This window comes from Caulobacter sp. FW305-C-30-S16, assembly GCF_058783025.1.
The window spans coordinates 212,875-231,270 of record NZ_JBYSYH010000003.1; the positions used below are offsets into that span (position 1 = coordinate 212,875).

Annotated in this window: 17 protein-coding genes and 3 tRNA genes; 10 read left to right on the forward strand and 10 right to left on the reverse strand. The window is 69.2% G+C overall.

From position 1 onward, the window contains the following. From recJ to AC3WJT_RS13125, 5 genes are all read left to right on the forward strand, one after another. A complete protein-coding gene (gene recJ, locus AC3WJT_RS13105; RefSeq protein WP_492343569.1) occupies positions 1-1,803 on the forward strand; it encodes a single-stranded-DNA-specific exonuclease RecJ in 1,803 nt (600 codons plus the stop codon). Positions 1,804-1,883: 80 nt separating this feature from the next. Beyond that, positions 1,884-1,958: transfer RNA gene (locus tag AC3WJT_RS13110), tRNA-Glu, on the forward strand. Between the two features lie 163 nt (positions 1,959-2,121). Continuing rightward, the gene (locus AC3WJT_RS13115) at positions 2,122-2,745 is read left to right on the forward strand and encodes a cold-shock protein (protein WP_492343570.1); all 624 of its coding nucleotides are present in this window, start codon (positions 2,122-2,124) and stop codon (positions 2,743-2,745) included. 37 nt (positions 2,746-2,782) lie between these two features. Further along, positions 2,783-3,283: a DUF192 domain-containing protein gene (locus tag AC3WJT_RS13120; protein WP_492343571.1), complete on the forward strand. Its 501-nt coding sequence runs from the start codon at positions 2,783-2,785 to the stop codon at positions 3,281-3,283. Continuing rightward, a complete protein-coding gene (locus tag AC3WJT_RS13125; protein ID WP_492343572.1) occupies positions 3,280-3,732 on the forward strand; it encodes a PaaI family thioesterase in 453 nt (150 codons plus the stop codon). The genes AC3WJT_RS13120 and AC3WJT_RS13125 overlap by 4 nt, the downstream gene beginning before the upstream one ends. On the opposite strand, the gene AC3WJT_RS13130 is transcribed toward AC3WJT_RS13125, so the two are convergent. Both AC3WJT_RS13130 and AC3WJT_RS13135 read right to left on the reverse strand, forming a co-directional pair. Beyond that, a complete protein-coding gene (locus AC3WJT_RS13130) occupies positions 3,729-4,832 on the reverse strand; it encodes an NAD(P)-dependent alcohol dehydrogenase (protein WP_492343573.1) in 1,104 nt (367 codons plus the stop codon). The genes AC3WJT_RS13125 and AC3WJT_RS13130 overlap by 4 nt on opposite strands. A gap of 11 nt (positions 4,833-4,843) precedes the next feature. Continuing rightward, positions 4,844-5,929 (reverse strand): phosphotransferase, encoded by a 1,086-nt coding sequence (locus AC3WJT_RS13135; RefSeq protein ID WP_492343574.1) that lies wholly within the window; start codon positions 5,927-5,929, stop codon positions 4,844-4,846. 186 nt (positions 5,930-6,115) lie between these two features. Here AC3WJT_RS13135 and AC3WJT_RS13140 point away from each other — a divergent pair. From AC3WJT_RS13140 to AC3WJT_RS13150, 3 genes are all read left to right on the forward strand, one after another. Beyond that, positions 6,116-6,192 (forward strand) — tRNA-Pro (locus AC3WJT_RS13140). A 29-nt stretch (positions 6,193-6,221) separates the two neighbouring features. Continuing rightward, on the forward strand, positions 6,222-6,527 hold the full coding sequence (locus AC3WJT_RS13145) for an ETC complex I subunit (RefSeq protein WP_492343575.1): 306 nt from the start codon (positions 6,222-6,224) through the stop codon (positions 6,525-6,527). A 138-nt stretch (positions 6,528-6,665) separates the two neighbouring features. Then, positions 6,666-6,742: transfer RNA gene (locus AC3WJT_RS13150), tRNA-Arg, on the forward strand. Between the two features lie 34 nt (positions 6,743-6,776). On the opposite strand, the gene metC is transcribed toward AC3WJT_RS13150, so the two are convergent. Beyond that, positions 6,777-7,925: a cystathionine beta-lyase gene (gene metC / locus AC3WJT_RS13155; protein ID WP_492343576.1), complete on the reverse strand. Its 1,149-nt coding sequence runs from the start codon at positions 7,923-7,925 to the stop codon at positions 6,777-6,779. Between the two features lie 82 nt (positions 7,926-8,007). Between metC and AC3WJT_RS13160 the strand changes: the two genes are divergently transcribed. Further along, positions 8,008-9,093, forward strand: coding sequence for an amino acid ABC transporter substrate-binding protein (locus AC3WJT_RS13160; RefSeq protein ID WP_492343577.1), 1,086 nt, complete (start codon positions 8,008-8,010; stop codon positions 9,091-9,093). 18 nt (positions 9,094-9,111) lie between these two features. On the opposite strand, the gene sseA is transcribed toward AC3WJT_RS13160, so the two are convergent. The 7 genes from sseA to kdsA form a co-directional block, all read right to left on the reverse strand. Beyond that, positions 9,112-9,963 (reverse strand): 3-mercaptopyruvate sulfurtransferase, encoded by an 852-nt coding sequence (gene sseA, locus AC3WJT_RS13165; protein ID WP_492343578.1) that lies wholly within the window; start codon positions 9,961-9,963, stop codon positions 9,112-9,114. A 7-nt stretch (positions 9,964-9,970) separates the two neighbouring features. Then, complete coding sequence (locus AC3WJT_RS13170; protein ID WP_492343579.1) at positions 9,971-10,969, reverse strand: cysteine synthase A; 999 nt, start codon at positions 10,967-10,969, stop codon at positions 9,971-9,973. Between the two features lie 105 nt (positions 10,970-11,074). Next, on the reverse strand, positions 11,075-12,274 hold the full coding sequence (locus AC3WJT_RS13175; RefSeq protein WP_492343580.1) for a class I SAM-dependent methyltransferase: 1,200 nt from the start codon (positions 12,272-12,274) through the stop codon (positions 11,075-11,077). Next, positions 12,210-13,133 (reverse strand): DUF1365 domain-containing protein, encoded by a 924-nt coding sequence (locus AC3WJT_RS13180; protein ID WP_492343581.1) that lies wholly within the window; start codon positions 13,131-13,133, stop codon positions 12,210-12,212. The genes AC3WJT_RS13175 and AC3WJT_RS13180 overlap by 65 nt, the downstream gene beginning before the upstream one ends. After that, the gene (locus tag AC3WJT_RS13185; protein WP_492343582.1) at positions 13,130-14,434 is read right to left on the reverse strand and encodes an NAD(P)/FAD-dependent oxidoreductase; all 1,305 of its coding nucleotides are present in this window, start codon (positions 14,432-14,434) and stop codon (positions 13,130-13,132) included. Before AC3WJT_RS13185 ends, AC3WJT_RS13180 begins: the two co-directional genes overlap by 4 nt. Next, the gene (locus AC3WJT_RS13190; RefSeq protein ID WP_492343583.1) at positions 14,431-15,903 is read right to left on the reverse strand and encodes a cryptochrome/photolyase family protein; all 1,473 of its coding nucleotides are present in this window, start codon (positions 15,901-15,903) and stop codon (positions 14,431-14,433) included. The genes AC3WJT_RS13185 and AC3WJT_RS13190 overlap by 4 nt, the downstream gene beginning before the upstream one ends. 60 nt (positions 15,904-15,963) lie before the next feature. Next, a complete protein-coding gene (gene kdsA, locus AC3WJT_RS13195; RefSeq protein WP_492343584.1) occupies positions 15,964-16,815 on the reverse strand; it encodes a 3-deoxy-8-phosphooctulonate synthase in 852 nt (283 codons plus the stop codon). A 111-nt stretch (positions 16,816-16,926) separates the two neighbouring features. On the opposite strand from kdsA, the gene rfaE2 reads away from it, so the two are divergent. Continuing rightward, positions 16,927-18,393, forward strand: coding sequence for a D-glycero-beta-D-manno-heptose 1-phosphate adenylyltransferase (gene rfaE2 / locus AC3WJT_RS13200; protein ID WP_492343585.1), 1,467 nt, complete (start codon positions 16,927-16,929; stop codon positions 18,391-18,393). The last annotated feature ends 3 nt before the right edge of the window (positions 18,394-18,396 follow it).

The following is an 18,396-nucleotide window of genomic DNA, read 5'->3' on the forward strand; positions in this document are numbered from 1 at the left end:
ATGGCGGACGGCGCGCCTGAGGCAGGGTTCCTCGGTGTGCGCCGCTCGCTGTCCGGACGGGCCTGGCGCTGGCGCCCCGCCGACGCCGCCCTGGTGCGTGATCACCAGCTGCGACATGACCTCAGCGAGCCTCTCGCGCGCGCTCTGGCGGCGCGCGGCATCGGCGCCGAGGGCGCGGCCAACTACCTGACGCCGACGCTGAAGGCGCAGTTCCCCGATCCCTCGACCTTCGCCGACATGGATCTGGCGGCCAGCATCCTGGTGGACGCCGTCGTGAGCGGTCGGCCGACGGCCGTGTTCGCCGACTACGACGTCGACGGGGCCTCGAGCGCCGCCCAGCTGGTGCGCTGGTTCCGGGCGATGGGCCGGGAGCTGGCGATCTATGTTCCCGACCGGATCATCGAGGGCTATGGCCCCAGCCCGGCCGCCTTCCGCCATCTGCAGGAGCAGGGCGCCGATCTGGTGGTCACCGTCGACTGCGGCGCGGCGGCGCATGATGCGCTGATCGCCGCGCGCGACATCGGCCTCGATATCGTGGTCATCGACCATCACCTGATGCGCGGCGAGCAGCCCCCCGCGGCAGCGCTGGTCAATCCGAACCGGCCTGACGACACCTCGGGGCAGGGGCATCTGGCCGCCGCCGGGGTCACGTTCGTGCTGCTGGCGGCCCTGAACCGCGAGGCGCGCCGCAGGGGCCTGTTTCAGGACCGCCCGGAGCCCGACATCCGCCAGTGGCTCGATCTGGCCGCCATGGGCGCGGTCTGCGACGTCACCAGCCTGACCGGGTTCAACCGCGCGATCGCCGCCCAGGGCCTGCGCACCATGTCGGCCTGGGCCAACCCAGGCCTGAAGGCCTTGCTGGACGTCGCCAAGGGGCAGGGGCCGGCCACCACCTTCCACGCGGGCTTCATCCTCGGGCCGCGGATCAACGCCGGCGGACGGATCGGCCGGTCCGACCTCGGCGCCCGTCTCCTGTCGACAGATGATCCGCAGGAGGCGCGAGATCTGGCCGAACAGCTCGATGCGCTGAACGCCAGCCGCAAGGATGTCGAAAAGGGCGTGATCGACGAAGCCGTGCTGGCGATCGAGCGCGACAGCAACTTCGACCCGGACGCGCCGGCCATCGTCGTCGCCGGAGACGGCTGGCATCCGGGCGTGGTCGGGATCGCCGCGGCCCGGCTGCGCGAGCGCTATCGCAAGCCGGTGGTGGTCATCGGCATCGACCGGCCGTCGGACACCGGCAAGGGCTCCGGACGGTCGCAGCCGGGCGTGAATCTAGGGCGCGCGGTGCAGGCGGCGTTCGACGAGGGCCTGCTGCTGGCCGGGGGCGGGCACGCCATGGCCGCCGGGCTGACGATCCGCCCGTCCGCGATCCCCGATCTGCGCGCCTTCCTGTGCGAGCGGCTGGCGGACGAAATGGTCGAGGCGGCCGGCCAGGACGCCATCGAGATCGACGCCCTGGTCAGCCCAAGCGGCGCGACGCGCGGCCTGTACGGAGACTTCCAGCGGCTGGCCCCGTTCGGGCCCGGAAATCCCGAGCCGACCTTCGCCGTCGCCGACGCCCGGATCGAACGTCCGATGATGCTCAAGGGCGGTCATGTCCGGTGCACCCTGATGGATGCGTCGGGCGGGCGGCTGAAGGCGGTGGCCTGGCGCGCCGGCGAGACGGAGATGGGCGCCCGCATCATGGCGGGTGGCGGATCCATGCACTTCGTCGGCCGTCTGAAGCCTGATGACTGGCAGGGCCGCGAGAGCGTCGAGCTGGAAATCGAGGATGCCGCCGACCCCCGGATGGTTCTCTGAACCCACCGGCGAACTTCTGTCCCGCTGGGGGCTTGCGCCTGCGGAGAGTCGCGAATATACAGCCGCTTCCTCGCGACCGGGCGCCCTTCGTCTATCGGTTAGGACCCCAGATTTTCAATCTGGTAAGAGGGGTTCGACTCCCCTAGGGCGTACCACCGCCGCGAGCGACTTTTCCCAGACAAATGCGACTAATTGTCGCGGCTTCGGCCCGAGTCATCGTCTGCGCGAATTCCAGCATTGACGGCTCTCCCTTCGCGAGAACAGTGTTATACTTGCGATCCCGTCCAGAAGGCACTTAGGGCGGGGCAGAGGGGCGGAATGTCTGGTTACGATTTCGAGGCCCAGGAGCCGCACGAGGAATCCGTGCGGATCAATGGCCGCGTGAAATGGTTTGATGCCGGGAAGGGGTACGGGTTCATCGTTCCCGACGATCCTGGCCAGACCGGTCTGAAGGATGTGCTCCTGCACATCACTTCGCTGCGCAACGCCGGTCGCGAGTCGGCGATGGAAGGCTCCGTAATCACCTGTGACGTGGTGCGACGCACCAAGGGGTGGCAGGTTTCCGACATCGTCGATCTCGACGAGACGGCCGCATCCCCGGTGGGCGAGCGGCCGCGACGACTGGACCGGGAGTCCGGAGGCTTCGGCCGTGACCGCGACCGGTTCGATCGCGGCGGTGGCTTCGGCGGGCACCGCGATGCGCCCCGGCGGGCGGCGCCGCCACAGGGCGACGGACCGCTCGAACATTGTACGGTCAAATGGTTTAACCGCACCAAGGGCTACGGTTTCGTGGTGCGTGACGCCGAGCCGGGCGATATCTTCGTCCACATCGAGACCCTGCGTCGCAGCGGTCTGGATGACCTGCAGCCCGGCGAAGGCGTGATGGTGCGTTTCGCGGAGGGGCCCAAGGGTCTTGTCGTGGCCGAAATCGCGGCGTCCTGACGCCCGACGCACCTGGAGTAACCCGTTGGTATCGCTGATGCGGAATGCCGGTCGGACCGCCGTCCTGACCCTGGCGATGCTCGCGCCGTTGTCGGCCGGGGCCTGCCGCGCGGAAACGCCCGCGCCGGCGGTGGCTGCACCGGCCGGGGCGCCCGCGGCGGCCCTCGAGACGGTGACGGTCGACACCGCACGGGGACCGTTCACCTTCAAGGTCGAGATCGCCGACGACGACGCCGAGCGTGAGCGCGGCCTGATGTTCCGCACGAGTCTCGCGCCGGACGCCGGCATGCTGTTCATCTGGACCAAACCGGCCCAGCGGGCCTTCTGGATGCGCAACACCTACATCCCGCTCGACATCATCTACATCGGCGTCAATGGACGGATCCTGTCGATCGCGGCCATGGCCGAGCCGTTCAACGAGACCCCGCTGCCGTCGGAAGGCGCGGCGCTGGGCGTACTGGAAATAGCCGGCGGCCGGGCGGCGGAGCTCGGCATCACGATCGGCGACAGGGTCCATCACCGGATGTTCGGCCAGTGACCGACGAGTTGATCCCGGCCCCGCCGGAAGGCTTCAAGCCCAGCGCCCGCGGCCCCTACACCACCCACAATGGCCCCTTTTTCCACCGCTCGACGCCCGAGACGCTTGAACACGCCTTCTTCGTGCTCAAGCGCCACTGCAACAGCCTGGGCATCGTCCATGGCGGGATGCTGTCGACGTTCATGGACGGGGTGCTGGCCAACGCCGTGGGCCGTGAGGCCGGCACGGCGTCGGTGACGGTGCACCTGTCCCTCGACTTCCTGTCCATGGCGCGGGCCGGCGACTGGGTGTTCGGCGACGCGGTCGTCACCCGTCAGACGAAGGACCTGATCTTCGTCGAAGGCCGCATTCGCGTCGGGACGCGCGACGTCATGCGGGCGAGCGGCATCTTCAAGCCGGTCCACCGTCGCGCCGACCAGCCGGCGCCGGGCGCGAAGCCGAAGCCCTAGGGCAGGGTCAGCACGACCTTCACGCAGTCGCCGTGGTGCTGCGCGGCGATGGCGGCGTTGATCTGGTCGAACGGGAAGGTCTGGACCAGCCTGTCGACCGGCAGCCGGCCGGCGCGCCAGTGCGCGATCAGTTCCGGCAGGTAGACGTCCGGATCACTGTCCCCCTCGATGATCCCGCGCACCGTCTGGCCGAAGGTCAGGACCGAGCCCAGATCGCCCGGCATCGGCGTGCCCGCCGGCGGAATGCCGACGATGCCCAGCACGCCCTTGGGGGCCAGGGCGCCCATGATGGCGGTCAGGGTGTCGGGCCGGCCAGTGGTGTCGAAGGCGTAGTCCACGCCCTGCGGCAGGATCGCCCGCACCGCGGCGGCGAGGTCGGGGCTGGCGGCCGGATCAATCACGTGGGTGGCGCCCAGTTCCGTGGCCAGGGCGCGCCGCGCCGCGTGCGGCTCAACCACGATGATCGCGCCGCAGCCCTGGATCGCCGCACCCATGACGGCCGAGAGGCCGACCGCGCCGCCGCCGGTGATCAGCAGCGTCGAGCCGGCGGGGCAGGCGAGGGCCAGCATCACGCCGCCCGCGCCGGTCTGGACCCCGCAACCGAACGGCGCGGCGATCTCGAACGGGATGTCGTCCGGCAGCCGGATCACATTGCGCTCGTAGGCCAGGGCGTAGGTGGCGAACGAGGACTGGCCGAAGAAGTTCGACGAAACGGCGTCCTCGCCCTGCTTCAGCGCCTTGGTCCCGTCCGGGCGCATGCCGATGTAGTTCAGCGCCGGCATCGCATAGCAGTAGGCCGGGTCACCGCTCTTGCAGCGGTCGCACTGGCCGCAGGAGCGGAACGTCAGGGCCACCCGGTCGCCGGCGGCGACCTTGGTCACGGCCGACCCGACCCGCTCGACGACGCCGGCGCCCTCATGGCCGAGCACGGCGGGCATCGAGAAGGGCATGGCGCCCTCGCGGGCGACCAGATCGGTGTGGCAGACGCCGACGGCGGCGATCCGCACGAGGATCTCGTCGGCGCGCGGTTCGTCGAGCTCGACCGTCTCGAGCGTGAAATCAGCGCCCGGAGCGCGGGCGACAGCGGCGGTGACCTGCATGGCGGAGCCTCTCAAACAGTCCAGAGATCGAAGGTGTCGTGGTCCAGCGCCTGGGCGCAGGCGCCGCGCGTCATGGTCAGGAACAGCGCGTCGCCGCGCTCGGTCCGTTCCACGGCGATCGCCGAGAAGACGCCCATGAAGACGCCGTGCACCGCCATCCGGCGGTAGTCGGCCCAGCACAGGTCGGCGCTGTAGTCACTGACGCCCAGGCGGCGCAGTTCGTCATGATAGGCGCCGACCAGCTCACGCTCATTGGCGCGGCGCACCTCGGGCGAGACGCCGGCGCTGAGGAAGTAGGTCACGTCGGTCATGCCGTGGCCGATCGCGAGGGTCTGCCAGTCCAGCGTGCCCATGCGGCGAGCGCCGCCCTGGATATCAAACAGGATGTTGTCGAGGCGGAAGTCGCCGTGCTGGATCGTGAAAGGCCCCTCAGAGGCGCCCTGGAACTGGCCCATGATCTCCGGCAGGCGCGTGACCAGCGCCATATGGTCGTCCTCGAGGATGCCGTCGTAGCGCTCGCGGAAGGCGGTGATGATCCCGGGCAGGGCGGCGATGATCGCCGGGTACATGTCGACGCCGGACGTCAGCCAGGCGATGTCCTTCAGCGACGGGTCATTCCAGCGCGGCGCGTGCAGGGCCGCCGCCTCGAGCATTGCGGTCCGGGCGTCGGCGATCGAGCAGCCGGTCAGCTGGTCGCCGGCGCGCGCCGGGCCGAAGTCCTCGAAGATCAGGGTGAAGGCGGCGGTCTCCGGGTCGATCCGGGCGAAATGCGTCTTGGGCGTGATGATCCCGACGCTCGCGGCCAACTCCCGGTAGAAGCCGACCTCGCGGCCATAGAGGTTGAAGGCCGCGCCCGTCGCCCGGCTGGCCGGATCGGCCGCAGCGAACTTGCCGACCACGCTGGCCGGCGCGGAGGCCGGAGCGCCATCATAGGTGATCGCCAGACGAAAGCTGTCGCCGACCAGGCCGTTGCCGACCGGCTTCACGTCGAGCGCAACGACCTCGCCCGTCGGCAGGGCGCCGGACGCGCGCAGCGTTGCGGTCATCCAGGCCGGATCAATGGCGTCGACGCCGGCGGCGATGGCTGGTTCGGTCATGTGCGTTTCCCGATCGCCGGCGCTCGTGGCGACGCCTGGCGAAGGCTGATCCCGGCTACCGGCCTAGAGCATCCGTCCGGGTCCGAAAACCTCCTTTCGACGGGTATCGTCGGGGAACCGCGAGCCTTCTGCGCAATACGTTTGCTCCCGGGGGCGAAGCTTTGTAGAGCAAGGCCTTCGTGATCGCGGGGTGTGGCGCAGCCTGGTAGCGCATCTGGTTTGGGACCAGAGGGTCGGAGGTTCGAATCCTCTCGCCCCGACCACGGAACAGACGACCAACACGAGGCCCGGCATGCTCGCGCGCATCTATCGCCCCGCCAAGACCGCCATGCAGTCTGGCCGGGCCAAAACGAAGGACTGGCTGCTCGAGTTCGCGCCGGCCTCCGCCCGTCGCACCGATCCGCTGACCGGCTGGACCCAGTCCACCGACATGAACGGCCAGGTGCGGCTGACCTTCGAGACCCGCGAGGAGGCCGTCGCCTACGCCCAGCGGCACGGCATCGCCTTCCAGCTGTTCGAGCCGAAGGAACCGAAGAAGATCCTCAAGGCCTACGCCGACAACTTCGCGACCAACCGCCGACAGTCCTGGACGCACTAGAGCCGGTGCGTCCTTCGAGACGCGGACCTGACGGTCCGCTCCTCAGGATGACGACGAGGGGCGGATTGCACTACTGTTCGTCATGGTGAGGAGCGAGCCGCAAGCGAGCGTCTCGAACCACGCCAAACCGCCGTTGAAGACCCCATAGCTCAACCGGATAGAGCACCTGCCTTCTAAGCAGGGGGTTGCAGGTTCGAGTCCTGCTGGGGTCGCCAGCCTTCGCCCGTCGGGCTTCGGCGCGGCAAGCCGCTAGGTCCCGTAAGCATCCAGGCCGGTTCGCAGGTCCGTGGTCAGGTCGGCGGGGGCCTCGAGGCCGACATGCAGCCGGATCAGCGGGCCGCCGTAGTCGATCGGGACCTTGCGGCAATTGAGCTGCGGGTCGCAGCTGATCGCCAGGCTCTCGAAGCCGCCCCAGGAGAAGCCGAGGCCGAAGACCTTCAGGGCGTCGAGGAAGGCCTCGACGCGCTCCGGCGAGCCCGGTTGCAGCACGACGCCGAACAGGCCGCACGCGCCGCTGTAGTCGCGGCGCCAGAGGTCGTGACCCGGTGCGCCGGGCAGGGCCGGGTGCAGCACCTGCAGCACCTGCGGCTGGTCGGCCAGCCAGGCGGCGACCGTCAGGCCGCTCTCGCCGTGGCGGTCGAGGCGTGTGGCCAGGGTCCGCAGGCCGCGCAGGGCCTGGTAGGCGTCCTCGGGCGCCACGGACCAGCCGTGATCCTGGATCGAGGCCTTCATCAGCGCGGCCAGGCCCGCATCTGAGGTCGCCACCGACCCCATGAAGACATCGGAATGACCGCAGACATATTTGGTCAGGGCCTGGACGCTGATGTCGACGCCATGGGCCAGCGGCTTGTAGAGCCGTCCGGCGCCCCAGGTGTTGTCCAGCAGGGTCAGGACGCCCCGCGTCCGCGCCAGCGCCGCGATAGCGGCTACGTCCTGAATCTCGAAGCTGAGGGAGCCCGGCGATTCGAGCACGATCAGCCGGGTGGCGGGCGTGGCCAGCGCCAGCACGCCGTCGGAGCCCAGTCGCGCGTCGTAATAGTCGACCGACACGCCGAACCGCCGCAGCACCCGGTCACAGAAGTAGCGCACCGGCCGGTAGACGGTGTCGACCACCAGGACATGATCGCCGGCCTTGAGCACCGCCAGGATGGCGGCGGTCATCGCAGCGAGGCCGGAGGGATAGAGCTGAACGTCCTCCGCGGCCTCGAGTTCGGCGAGCGCGTCCATCAGGGCGAATTGCGCCGACAGGCCCGCGCGGCCGTAGCCGAGCGTGCCGTCATACAGGGCCCTGGCGTTGGGCAGCAGGACGGTGGAGCCGCGCTGGACCGGCGGGCTGACCGTCCTGGCCTGCAGCCCGTCGGTGTGGCCGGCGTGGATCAGGCGGGTTTCTTCGTCCATGCGGGTTGCCAGCCTTGGCGCGTCAGAGCGATTGTCCTTCTCCCATAGGGCGGCTTGGCGTCGCCGATCAAGGAAACCCGCCGTGAAACGACTCGCGCTCGCCCTGCTGCTCGCCCTCTCGGCGGCGGCGTGTGAGCGAAAGGCGCCGGTGACGAGCGCGCCGGACCCGATTCCGGTCGTCGACGGGGCCGGTGCGGCGGCGACCGCGAGCCGGACCCTGGCGGCGGTCAAGGCGCGCGGCGCGCTTCGGTGCGGCGTCTATCCGGGGCTCGCGGGGTTCTCGCTCGCCGACTCGTCCGGCCAATGGCGCGGGTTCGATGTCGACTTCTGCCGGGCGCTGGCGGCCGCCGTGCTCGGTGATCCCGACAGGGTGGCCTTCGTGCCGCTGACCAACGAGGAGCGGTTCTCCGCGCTCAAGGCAGGCCGGGTCGATCTGCTCTCGCGCAACACCAGCTGGACCTTCAGTCGGGATGTGGGCGAGAGCGTCGATTTCGCCGGCGTCGCCTACTACGACGGTCAGGGGTTCCTGGCCCCCAGGGACCTCGATCTGCAGAGCGCGTCGGAACTCTCAGGGGCCAAGGTCTGCGTCCAGTCAGGCTCGACCAGTGAACTGAACCTGCGCGACTGGTTCAAGGTGCGCGACATCAACTGGCAGCCGGTGCTGGCGCCGACGCTGGAGCGGGCGCGGCAGGACTATGAGCGCGGGATCTGCGACGTGCTGTCGGCCGACATTTCCGGTCTGGCGTCGGCCCGCGCGACCATGGCCGACCAGGGCGCCCATGTGTTGCTGTCGGACGTGATTTCCAAGGAGCCGCTGGGGCCGGCCGTCCGTCAGGGCGATCCCGGCTGGACCGATGTGGTGCGCTGGACGCTGAACGCCCTGATCCTCGCCGAGGAACTGGGCGTGACGGCAGACACGGCGGAGAAGCTCCGGAAGGAGTCGACCCGACCGGAGGTGCGGCGGCTGCTGGGCGTCGACACCGGCTATGGCGCCATGCTCGGCCTGGACGACGCCTGGGCCTACCGGGCGATCACCGCGGTCGGCGCCTACAATGAGATGTTCGACCGCAGCCTCGGCAAGGACTCGGCGCTGAAGCTGGAGCGGGGGCAGAACGCCTTGTGGAACGCGCGGCCGGCGGGCCTGCTGTATTCGCCGCCGTTGCGGTAGTTTGCCGCTACCTCACCGTCACGCCGGCCCCGTCACCACGGCCGTATCGTCGCGACCGCCCCATTCGGTCCATGATCCGTCATAGACCGCCGCCCGCTCCTTGCCGAGGCGAGCCAGGCCGAGTGCGAGGATGGCGGCGGTGATCCCGGAGCCGCAGCTGGTGATGATCGGCTTGTTGATGTCGACGCCCGCTTTCTCAAATATATCAGCAAGCTGCGCCGCTGACTTCATCGTTCCATCCGGGGCGATCAGCTCGCTTGCGGGCACGTTGCGGGCGCCGGGCATGTGACCGCCGCGCAGCCCGGCGCGGGGCTCGGGGGCCTCGCCTGTGAACCGGCCTGCCGGACGGGCGTCGACCACCTGCTCCCGGCCGGTCTCCAGCGCCCTGGTCACCTGGTTCAGGTCGCGGACCAGATCGCCGCTGTAGCGTGGCGTGAAGTGACGCTCGCGCGGCGGCGCGGGCATGTCCGACACCGGACGCCCTTCGGCGATCCACTTGGGCAGGCCGCCGTCGAGCACGACCACGTCGAGGTGGCCCATGGCGCGGAAGGTCCACCAGACCCGCGCCGCCGAACGCAGGCCCAGCTGGTCGTAGACCACCATGCGCGAGCCGTCGCCGAGGCCCAGCTTGCGGACGCGCGACGCGAACTTCACCCCGCTGGGCAGCATGTGCGGCAGGCCGGAGGTTTCGTCGGCGATATCGTCAATGTCGAAGAACACCGCACCCGGAATATGGGCCAGGGCGTACTCCGCCTTCGCGTCGCGCTCCTCCTGCGGGAAGTACCAGCTGGCGTCGATGATCCGGACGTCGGGAGCCTGGAGGTGCTCGGCGAGCCAGGCGGTGGAGACGAGCGGATCAGTCATCGGCATCAGGTCCCTAAAGCCAGTCAGGGACCGGCAGGCCGCGTTCGCTGAGGAACGCCGGATTGAACAGTTTGCTTTGATACCGCGATCCGTAGTCGCACAAAATGGTCACGATGGTGTGGCCCGGGCCGAGCGTGCGCGCGAGCCGCATGGCGCCGGCGATATTGACGCCCGAGGAGCCGCCGAGAACCAGGCCTTCGTGCGCGGCCAGATCGAACACGATCCGCAGCATCTCCTCGTCATCGATCCGGTAGGCGTGGTCGACGACCAGACCCTCGAGATTGGCGGTGATGCGGCCCTGGCCGATTCCCTCGGTGATCGAAGTGCCCTCGGCCTTCAGCTCGCCGGTCGTGTAGTAGCTGTAGAGGGCCGCGCCGCCAGGGTCGGCCAGACCGATAGCGACCTCAGGCTTCTTCGCCCGCAGGGCCGCCGCGACTCCGGCCAGGGTGCCGCCCGAACCGACCGCGCAGATGAAGCCGTCGACCTTGCCGTCGGTCTGCGCCCAGATTTCCGGACCGGTGGTGCGCTCATGCGCCTGGCGGTTGGCGACGTTGTCGAACTGGTTGGCCCAGATGGCGCCGTTGGGATCGCTCGCGGCCAGTTCCTCGGCCAAACGGCCGGAATAGCGGACGTAGTTGTCGGGGTTGGAGTAGGGGACCGCGTCCACCTCGACCAGTTCGGCGCCGGCGAGGCGAATGGCGTCCTTCTTTTCCTGGCTCTGGGTGCGGGGGATGACGATCGTCGTCCGATAGCCGAGCGCGCTCGCGACCATGGCGAGGCCGATGCCGGTATTGCCCGCCGTGCCCTCGACGATACGGCCGCCGGGACGCAGGAGGCCTTTGGCCTCCGCGTCGCGGATGATCCCGAGCGCGGCGCGATCCTTGACCGACTGGCCGGGATTGAGGAATTCGGCCTTGCCGAGAATCTCGCAGCCGGTCGCCTCGCTGGCGGCCTTGAGCCGGATCAGCGGGGTGTTTCCGATCAGGTCCAGGACGCTTGCGGCAGCAGACATGGGCGACGTTCCAGCGGCCGCAGGGCGACCTTGATGCAAGCCTACATCATGCGCCGCGAGCCAATCGCAACCCCAGAATATCTGAAAGCCGCCCCGCAGGATGGGTCAGGTCCGCGAGAGTCCCAGCTGGATCACGTTGGTCCGCTCGGTGCGGAAACCCGCCTCGCAGTAGCTCAGGTAGTAGCGCCACATCTTGCGGAAGCGTTCGTCGAAGCCGAGGCCGCGGATATCGTCCCACGCCGCGTCGAACCGCCTCGTCCATTCGGCCAAGGTGTCGGCGTAGTGCTGGCCGTACCGCGGCGCGCCCTCCCAGGTCAGGCCGGCGCGATCGGTTTCCTGCCGCAGACGGGTCTCGCTGGGCAGCATGCCGCCCGGAAAGATGTACTTCTGGATGAAGTCGGCGTGCCGGCGATAGCCGTCGAACAGCTCGTCGCGAATGGTGATGATCTGCAGGCCGGCGCGTCCGCCCGGCGACAGCACGTCGTGGATCTTGCGGAAATAGGTCGGCCAGTACGCCTCGCCGACGGCTTCGAACATCTCGATCGAGGCGACCCGGTCGTAGCGCCCCCCGACATCGCGATAGTCGATGAGCTGGATGTCGGCCTTCTCGGCCAGGCCCTGGTCGAACAGTCGCTTGCGGGCGAAGTCGTACTGCTCGCGCGAGATCGTGATGCCGGTCACCCGGGCGCCGACTTCAGCGGCGGCGAACTCGGCGAAGCCGCCCCAGCCGCAACCGATCTCCAGGACGGTCTGGCCGGTCTGCAGGCCCATCGAGCGGGCGAGCGCGGCGTACTTGTGCTTCTGGGCCAGCGCCAGCGGCTCGCCCTGCTGCTCATAGACCGCCGCGCTGTAGGTCATGCTGGAGTCGAGCCAGCGGGCGTAGAAGTGGTTTCCCAGGTCGTAGTGGGCGTGGATGTTCTTCTTCGACCCGCGACGGTCGTTGCGGCGCAGGGCGTGGGTGATCAGGTTCACCGCCCGCATGACCGGATTGCCGTCGACCAGCGCCTGAAGCCGGTCGAAGTTCAGCGCGAAGGCCGAGAGCAGGGCCGTCAGGTCGGGCGTCTCCCATTCGCCGGCCATGTAGCCCTCGGCAAAGCCGATCGAACCGGCCGCCAGGCAGCGCCGGATGAAGCGGTAGTCCCGCACGACCAGGCGGGCGTCCGGGCCGGGCTCGGGACCTCGACAGGGGAATTCCTGACCGTCGGGCAGAACCCAGGTCACGGTCCCGTACCGCCAGTTGTCAGCGCAGATGCGAATGGCCGTCCGCAGGACGGCGGGCGCCCGTTTCAAGGCGGGCAAGTCCATCGGCTGTCCGTTCGCAACCGGCGTCAGGTCCGTGAACGACATCGGCGCTCCTTTCCTTCCCACAGAGAGTAACATCGTTTTTTCCCGTGGCGCGAGAGGTGAGGGTCGCCCGGCTGACGCCAACGTCGGGCGAAGGGGGGCGCGGCGCGAGCGCAACGCCCTTGAGAAACAGGCGCAAGGCCTCCCAGTGGATCGCGGCGACGACCTTCAGCGTCATCAGCGGCATCGCAAGGAAAACGCCCAGCAAGGCGAGATCGTTCAACGGGCGCCGCCTGAGCGCCAGAGTGGCGGTGAAGTCCGGCCGACCGCCGCTGGTCTTGACGATCGACAGGTCGAGGCGGTCGTCGGGCGGCGTGACGTCGAAGCGGTAGCTGCCGTCGACTCCGTAGAAGGGGGAAACGAACAGGCGCTTGTCTGCGACCTGCCGTTGGCGACCGCGCCCGTTGGCGGGCGCGACATAGGCGTGGGTCTGCCCGAAGGTGCTGTTGACCTCGTAGATCACCGCCTCGAGGTTTCCGGCAGCGTCCTCGACATAGACCAGCGAGACCGGATTGAAGACGAAGCCCAGCACGCGGGGAAAGGTCAGCAGGCGGATGCGGCAGGCCGTCGCGGCGACGCCGGCTTCCGCCAGGCGGGTCTCGACCCAGCCGCGCAACGGGCGGCCGTCGCGCCAGCCGTGGTCCCGGTCATCGAGCGAGAACAGCCCGACCCGGCCGCGCCGGAGCAGCTTCAGGCCCCGCAGGTCCTGATCCAGCCGGTCTGGATCGACCAGCACCTGAAACAGGCTGTAGCGGAACCTGTGCTTCACCGCCCCCAGGCGATGGTGGGTGGTCTCGCCGACATAAAGGGCGGCGGTCATGCGGCCGTAGCGAGCGGCGCGGACGTCGCGGCGACGTCGGCGACGCGGTGGTCGACGAACGTCCACGGGATCTTGCCGCCGAGGGCCAGGGCCGCCTTGACGCCGGAGGTGACGCCGTCCTCGTGGAAGCCGTAGCCCAGCCAGGCGCCGGCATACCAGACGCCGCCACGGCCCTGGATACGCCCGAAGCGGCGCTGGGCGGCGAGGGCGGCGGTGTCGAACTGCGGGTGTTCATAGTCGAACGCGCCGAAGGTCAGCGCCGGATCCGGCGTCGGACCATTGAGGCTGACGAACAGCGGCCGGGCGGCGTCGATCCCCTGCAGATTGTTCATCCAGTATGTGACGTAGGGGTCTGTTTTTCCGTCGGAATCGGTCACGTAGTTCCAGCTGCCCCAGGCCTGTTCACGGCGGGGCATCAGTCTCGGGTCACGATGCAGCCAGGCGCGGTTCGGCGCATAGCGGATCGCGGACAGCAGGGCGCGTTCCTCGGGATCGGCGTCGGCGAGCATCGCCATCGCTTCCGGAGCGTGACAGGCGAGGATCACCTGGTCGAAGCGCTCGTCCTGGCCCCGGCTGTCGCGAACGATGACCCCGGCCTCCGTCCGCGTCACCCGCGTGACGGCGGTGTTGAGCCTGACGCTGTCGCCGAGCGCGGCGCCGATCTTCCCGACATAGGTTCGGCTGCCGCCGATCACGGTGCGCCACTGCGGCGGCTTGAACTGCAGGAGGCCGTGGTTCTGCAGGAATCGCAGGAAGCTCTCGGCCGGGAATTCGCCGATGCCGCCCTCGGTGGTCGACCAGATCGCCGCGCCCATCGGCAGCAGGAAGCGATCACGGAAGCCGCCGCCGAACCGGCGCAGCTTGAGCCAGGCGCCGAGGGTCAGGTCGTCGAATTCACCGCGCAGCAGATCGGCGCGCGCAACGGCGTAAAACCGCCGTATGTCATTGAGCATGCCCAGGAAATCGGGCCGCACGAGATTGCGCTTCTGGGCGAAGACGCCGCGCGGGAAGTTGGATGACCACTCCACGCCGCCGCCGGCGCAGGCGAAGCTCATGTCGGTCAGGCGAGTCTCGACGTCGAGCGCACTCAGCAGCCCACGCAGGTTGGGGTAGTTCTCCTCGTTGTAGACGATGAAGCCGGTATCGACGTCGATGCGAGCGCCGTCGTAGTCGATCGTCACCGTGTTCGCGTGGCCGCCCAGACGGTCGGCGGCCTCGTAGAGGACGACCTCGTGCAGGCCTTCCAGCGCCCAGGCGGCGCCGAGGCCGGCCACTCCGGATCCAATGACGGCGATCTTCATGCGGCGTTCCTGACGGCGGCGTAGGCGGCGAGGGCCCGGTCACGGGCCTTTGCGTGGTCGACGATCGGCGCGGGGTACGTCTGGCCGAGGGCCACGCCGGCCTTACGCAGGTCCAGCGGCGACGCCGTCCATGGCGCGTGGATCACGTCTTCAGGCAGTCTGGCCAGCTCCGGAACCCAGCGGCGAACGTAGAGGCCCTTCGGGTCGAACTTCTGGCCCTGAGTGACCGGATTGAAGATGCGGAAGTAGGGCGAGGCGTCCGCGCCGGAGCCGGCCACCCACTGCCAGTTGGCGGCGTTCTGGGCGATGTCGGCGTCGAGCAGGGTGTCCCAGAACCAGGCTTCGCCGCGCCGCCAGTCGATCATCAGGTCCTTGATCAGGAAGGAAGCGACGATCATCCGCACGCGGTTGTGCATGAAGCCGGTGGTCCACAGCTCGCGCATGCCGGCGTCGACGATCGGATAGCCCGTCTGGCCACGCGACCAGGCCCGGAAGCCCGGCTCGTCCTCCCGCCAGGTGAACTGGTCGAACGCCGGCTTGAAATTTTCGCGCGGCAGGTCGGGCCAGTGGAACAGGATGTGGTGATTGAACTCGCGCCAGCCGATCTCGGAGAGGAACTTGTCCGCTTCGCTATCGGGGGCGGCGCCCTTCACGGTCGCGGCGTGAACCGCGCGCCAGATCTGACGCGGACCGATCTCGCCGAAGTGCAGGTGCGGGGACAGGCGCGAGGTGCCCTCGACGCCCGGCAGATTGCGATTGTCGCCATAGCCGCTGATCGCGCCGGTCAGGAACCGGTCGAGGGCCGTCGCAGCGCCGGCTTCACCTGGCGTCCAGTCCGAGAACCCGGTCGACCAGTCCGGCGTCGTCGGATGCAGGGACCAGTCCGCGAGCGCATCGCTTTCGGGCCAGATCCGCGGCGGGGCCAGGCGCACGGGCGCGGGAAGCGCTGGAACGTCGTCGACCATCGCCCGCGCCGCGCGCCAGTAGGGGGTGAAGACGCGGTACGCCTCGCCAGAGCCATTCCTGACGGTCCAGGGCTCGTTCAGGAGCGATCCGTTGCAGGAAACGACCTCGATACCGTCGGCGGTCAGATCCGACTTGATGCCGCTGTCACGGGCGACCGCGTGCTTGTCGTAGAGGCGGTTCCAGTAGACTGCCGACGCGCCGGTCGCGGCGATCATCTCGCGCAGCTGGTGGGCCGGATCGCCGCGGCGCAGGACCAGCTTTCCCCCGCGCGCCGCGATTGCGTCGCCCAGGACGGTCAGCGACTTGTCCAGCCACCACAGGCTCGCGCCGCCGAGCGGCCGTGCGTCCGGCGTTTCATCCAGAATGTAGAGGGGGATGATCGCCCGCCCGCTGGCGACCGCCTCGGCGAGGGCCGGGTTGTCCGCAAGCCGCAAGTCCTGACGGAACCAGACGATGGCCGGGCCGGCGGAACGGGACGGGTCCTGGGGAAGCGCGCTGGTCACAACAGGTCTACGCCGCGACCGGCCGGTCGGATCATCCCGCCACGAAAATCGGCCCGCGGATCAGGCGCGGGCGGCTTCGTGCAGCGCCTTCAGGGTCTTCAAAAGGGCTGCGGCGCCATCGAGCGGCAGACAGCTGGGGCCGTCGCAGAGCGCCTTGTCCGGTTCCGGGTGGAACTCGAGGAACACCCCGTCCGCCCCGGCGGCGATGGCGGCCTTGGCGATCACCGGAACGCCGGCGCGGCGGCCGCCCGTCGAGGCGCCGCCGGTGCGCGGATCGGCGCCGGGCAGCTGGACGGCGTGGGTGGCGTCGATGGTCACCGGAACGCCGAGCTTCTGCATCTCGCCGATGCCGAGCATGTCGACGACCAGGTTGTTGTAGCCGAACGAACTGCCGCGCTCGCAGAGGATGATGTCGAGGTCAGGGGCCGCCTCGCGGGCCTTGTCGATGATGTTCTTGCAGTCCCAAGGCGCGATGAACTGCGCCTTCTTGACGTGCATGACGCCGCCCGCCGCCGCCGTGGCGCGGGCCGTGGCGACGATCAGATCGGTCTGGCGACAGAGGAAGGCCGGCACCTGCACCAGATCCGCCACCGCGGCCACCGCTTCGGCCTGACCGGCTTCATGCAGGTCGGTGGCGATCGGCACGTTCAGCTGCGCCTTCACCTCGGCCAGCATGGCCAGGCCGTCCTTCAGGCCGGGCCCGCGATAGCTCTTGATCGAGGACCGGTTGGCCTTGTCGAAGCTGGCCTTGAAGACATAGGGCAGGCCGAGATCAGCGCAGATCGCCTTGAGTTCCTTGCCGACGCTCAGGGCCAGATCGAGGTTTTCCAGCACGTTCAGGCCAGCGATGACTACCAGGGGATGCCCCTCGCCGATGGCGAAGTTCCAGCGTTTCAGGGTCACCACAGGCATCGGTCACATTCCGGGTCTTGAGCGAGTCGGCGGCCGGGCCGACATTTCGAGGGCAGCTATATAGGACGGCCCGCTTGACCACCCTAGCGTCAAAGCTCACACCCTGACCGCATGGATCTGGCTTCCCTTCAGTCATTGCTGACCGCCGTGAGCGGCGTGCGTGTGGTCTGCGTCGGCGACGTGATGATCGACCGCTTCGTCTATGGCGAGGTTCATCGGACCTCGCCCGAGGCGCCCGTGCCCGTGCTGGCGCGCGGTCGGGAGACCACCATGCTGGGCGGGGCCGGCAACGTGGCGCGCAACGTCGCCGCGCTCGGCGGCCTCGCCGCCCTGACCGGCGTGATCGGCGATGACGCGGCCGCCAACGAGGCCCTGGGTCTTGTCGGCGACGAAGCCGGGATGGAAGGCCATCTGGTCGCCGAGCGCGGCCGACCGACGACCGTGAAGACCCGCTATGTGGCCGCCGGCCAGCAGCTGCTGCGCGTCGATTCGGAAGACTCGCGGCCTGCGAGCCGTGAGGTGGAGGCCCGCCTGGTCACCGCCATTCGCCACGCGTCGGGCGAGGCGGGTGCGATTCTGCTGTCCGACTACGGCAAGGGAGCGGTGTCGCCCGCGGTGATCGAGGCCTGCCTCGCCGCTGCGAAGGCCACGGGCGCCGTTCTGATCGTGGACTCCAAGGCGCGCAGCTTCGCTCGCTACGGCGCGGCCGACATCGTCAAGCCGAACGCCGCCGAACTGGCCGCGGCGACCGATCTGCCGACCGAAACCAACGAACAGGTTGAGGCGGCCCTCGCCCGGGCGCTGGACCTCTCACGGGCGAAGGCGGTTCTGGTTACACGCGCCGCCAAGGGCATGAGCCTGGCGGTTCGCGGGCAGGGCGTGCGCCATTTTCCCGGCCAGCCGCGGGAGGTGTTCGACGTTTCCGGCGCCGGGGACACCGCGCTCGCGGCCCTGGGCCTGGCGCTGGCGGCCAAGGCCTCGCCTGATCTGGCCGTGGCGTTTGCGCTGCTTGCCTCCGGCGTCGTGGTCGGCAAGGCCGGCACCGCCGTGGCAACGCCGCATGACCTGATCGAGGCCGAGATCGCCGCCCACATGGCGCCGGCCGAGGCCAAGGTCGTCCTGCCCGCGCAGATGGCCGAGAAGGCCGCCGCCTGGCGCGCCCAGGGCCTGAAGGTCGGCTTCACCAACGGCTGCTTCGACATCCTGCACAAAGGGCATGTGGCCTATCTGGCCCAGGCCCGCAGCTGGTGCGACCGGCTGATCGTCGGCGTCAACAGCGACCGCTCGGTCCGGGCGCTCAAGGGCGAAGGACGGCCGGTCAACGATCTGGAGTCCCGGGCGCTGGTGCTGGCGGGCCTCGGCTCTGTGGATCTGGTCGCGCCGTTCGACGAGGACACGCCGGTCGAGCTGATCCGCGCCGCCCGCCCCGACGTCCTGATCAAGGGCGCCGACTACACCGTCGAGGGGGTCGTCGGACACGACCTCGTCCAGTCCTGGGGCGGTGAGGTCAGGCTGGCGCCGATCGTCGAGGGCTATTCCACCACCGCCGCCATCGCCCGCATGATCGAGAAAGCCTGACCC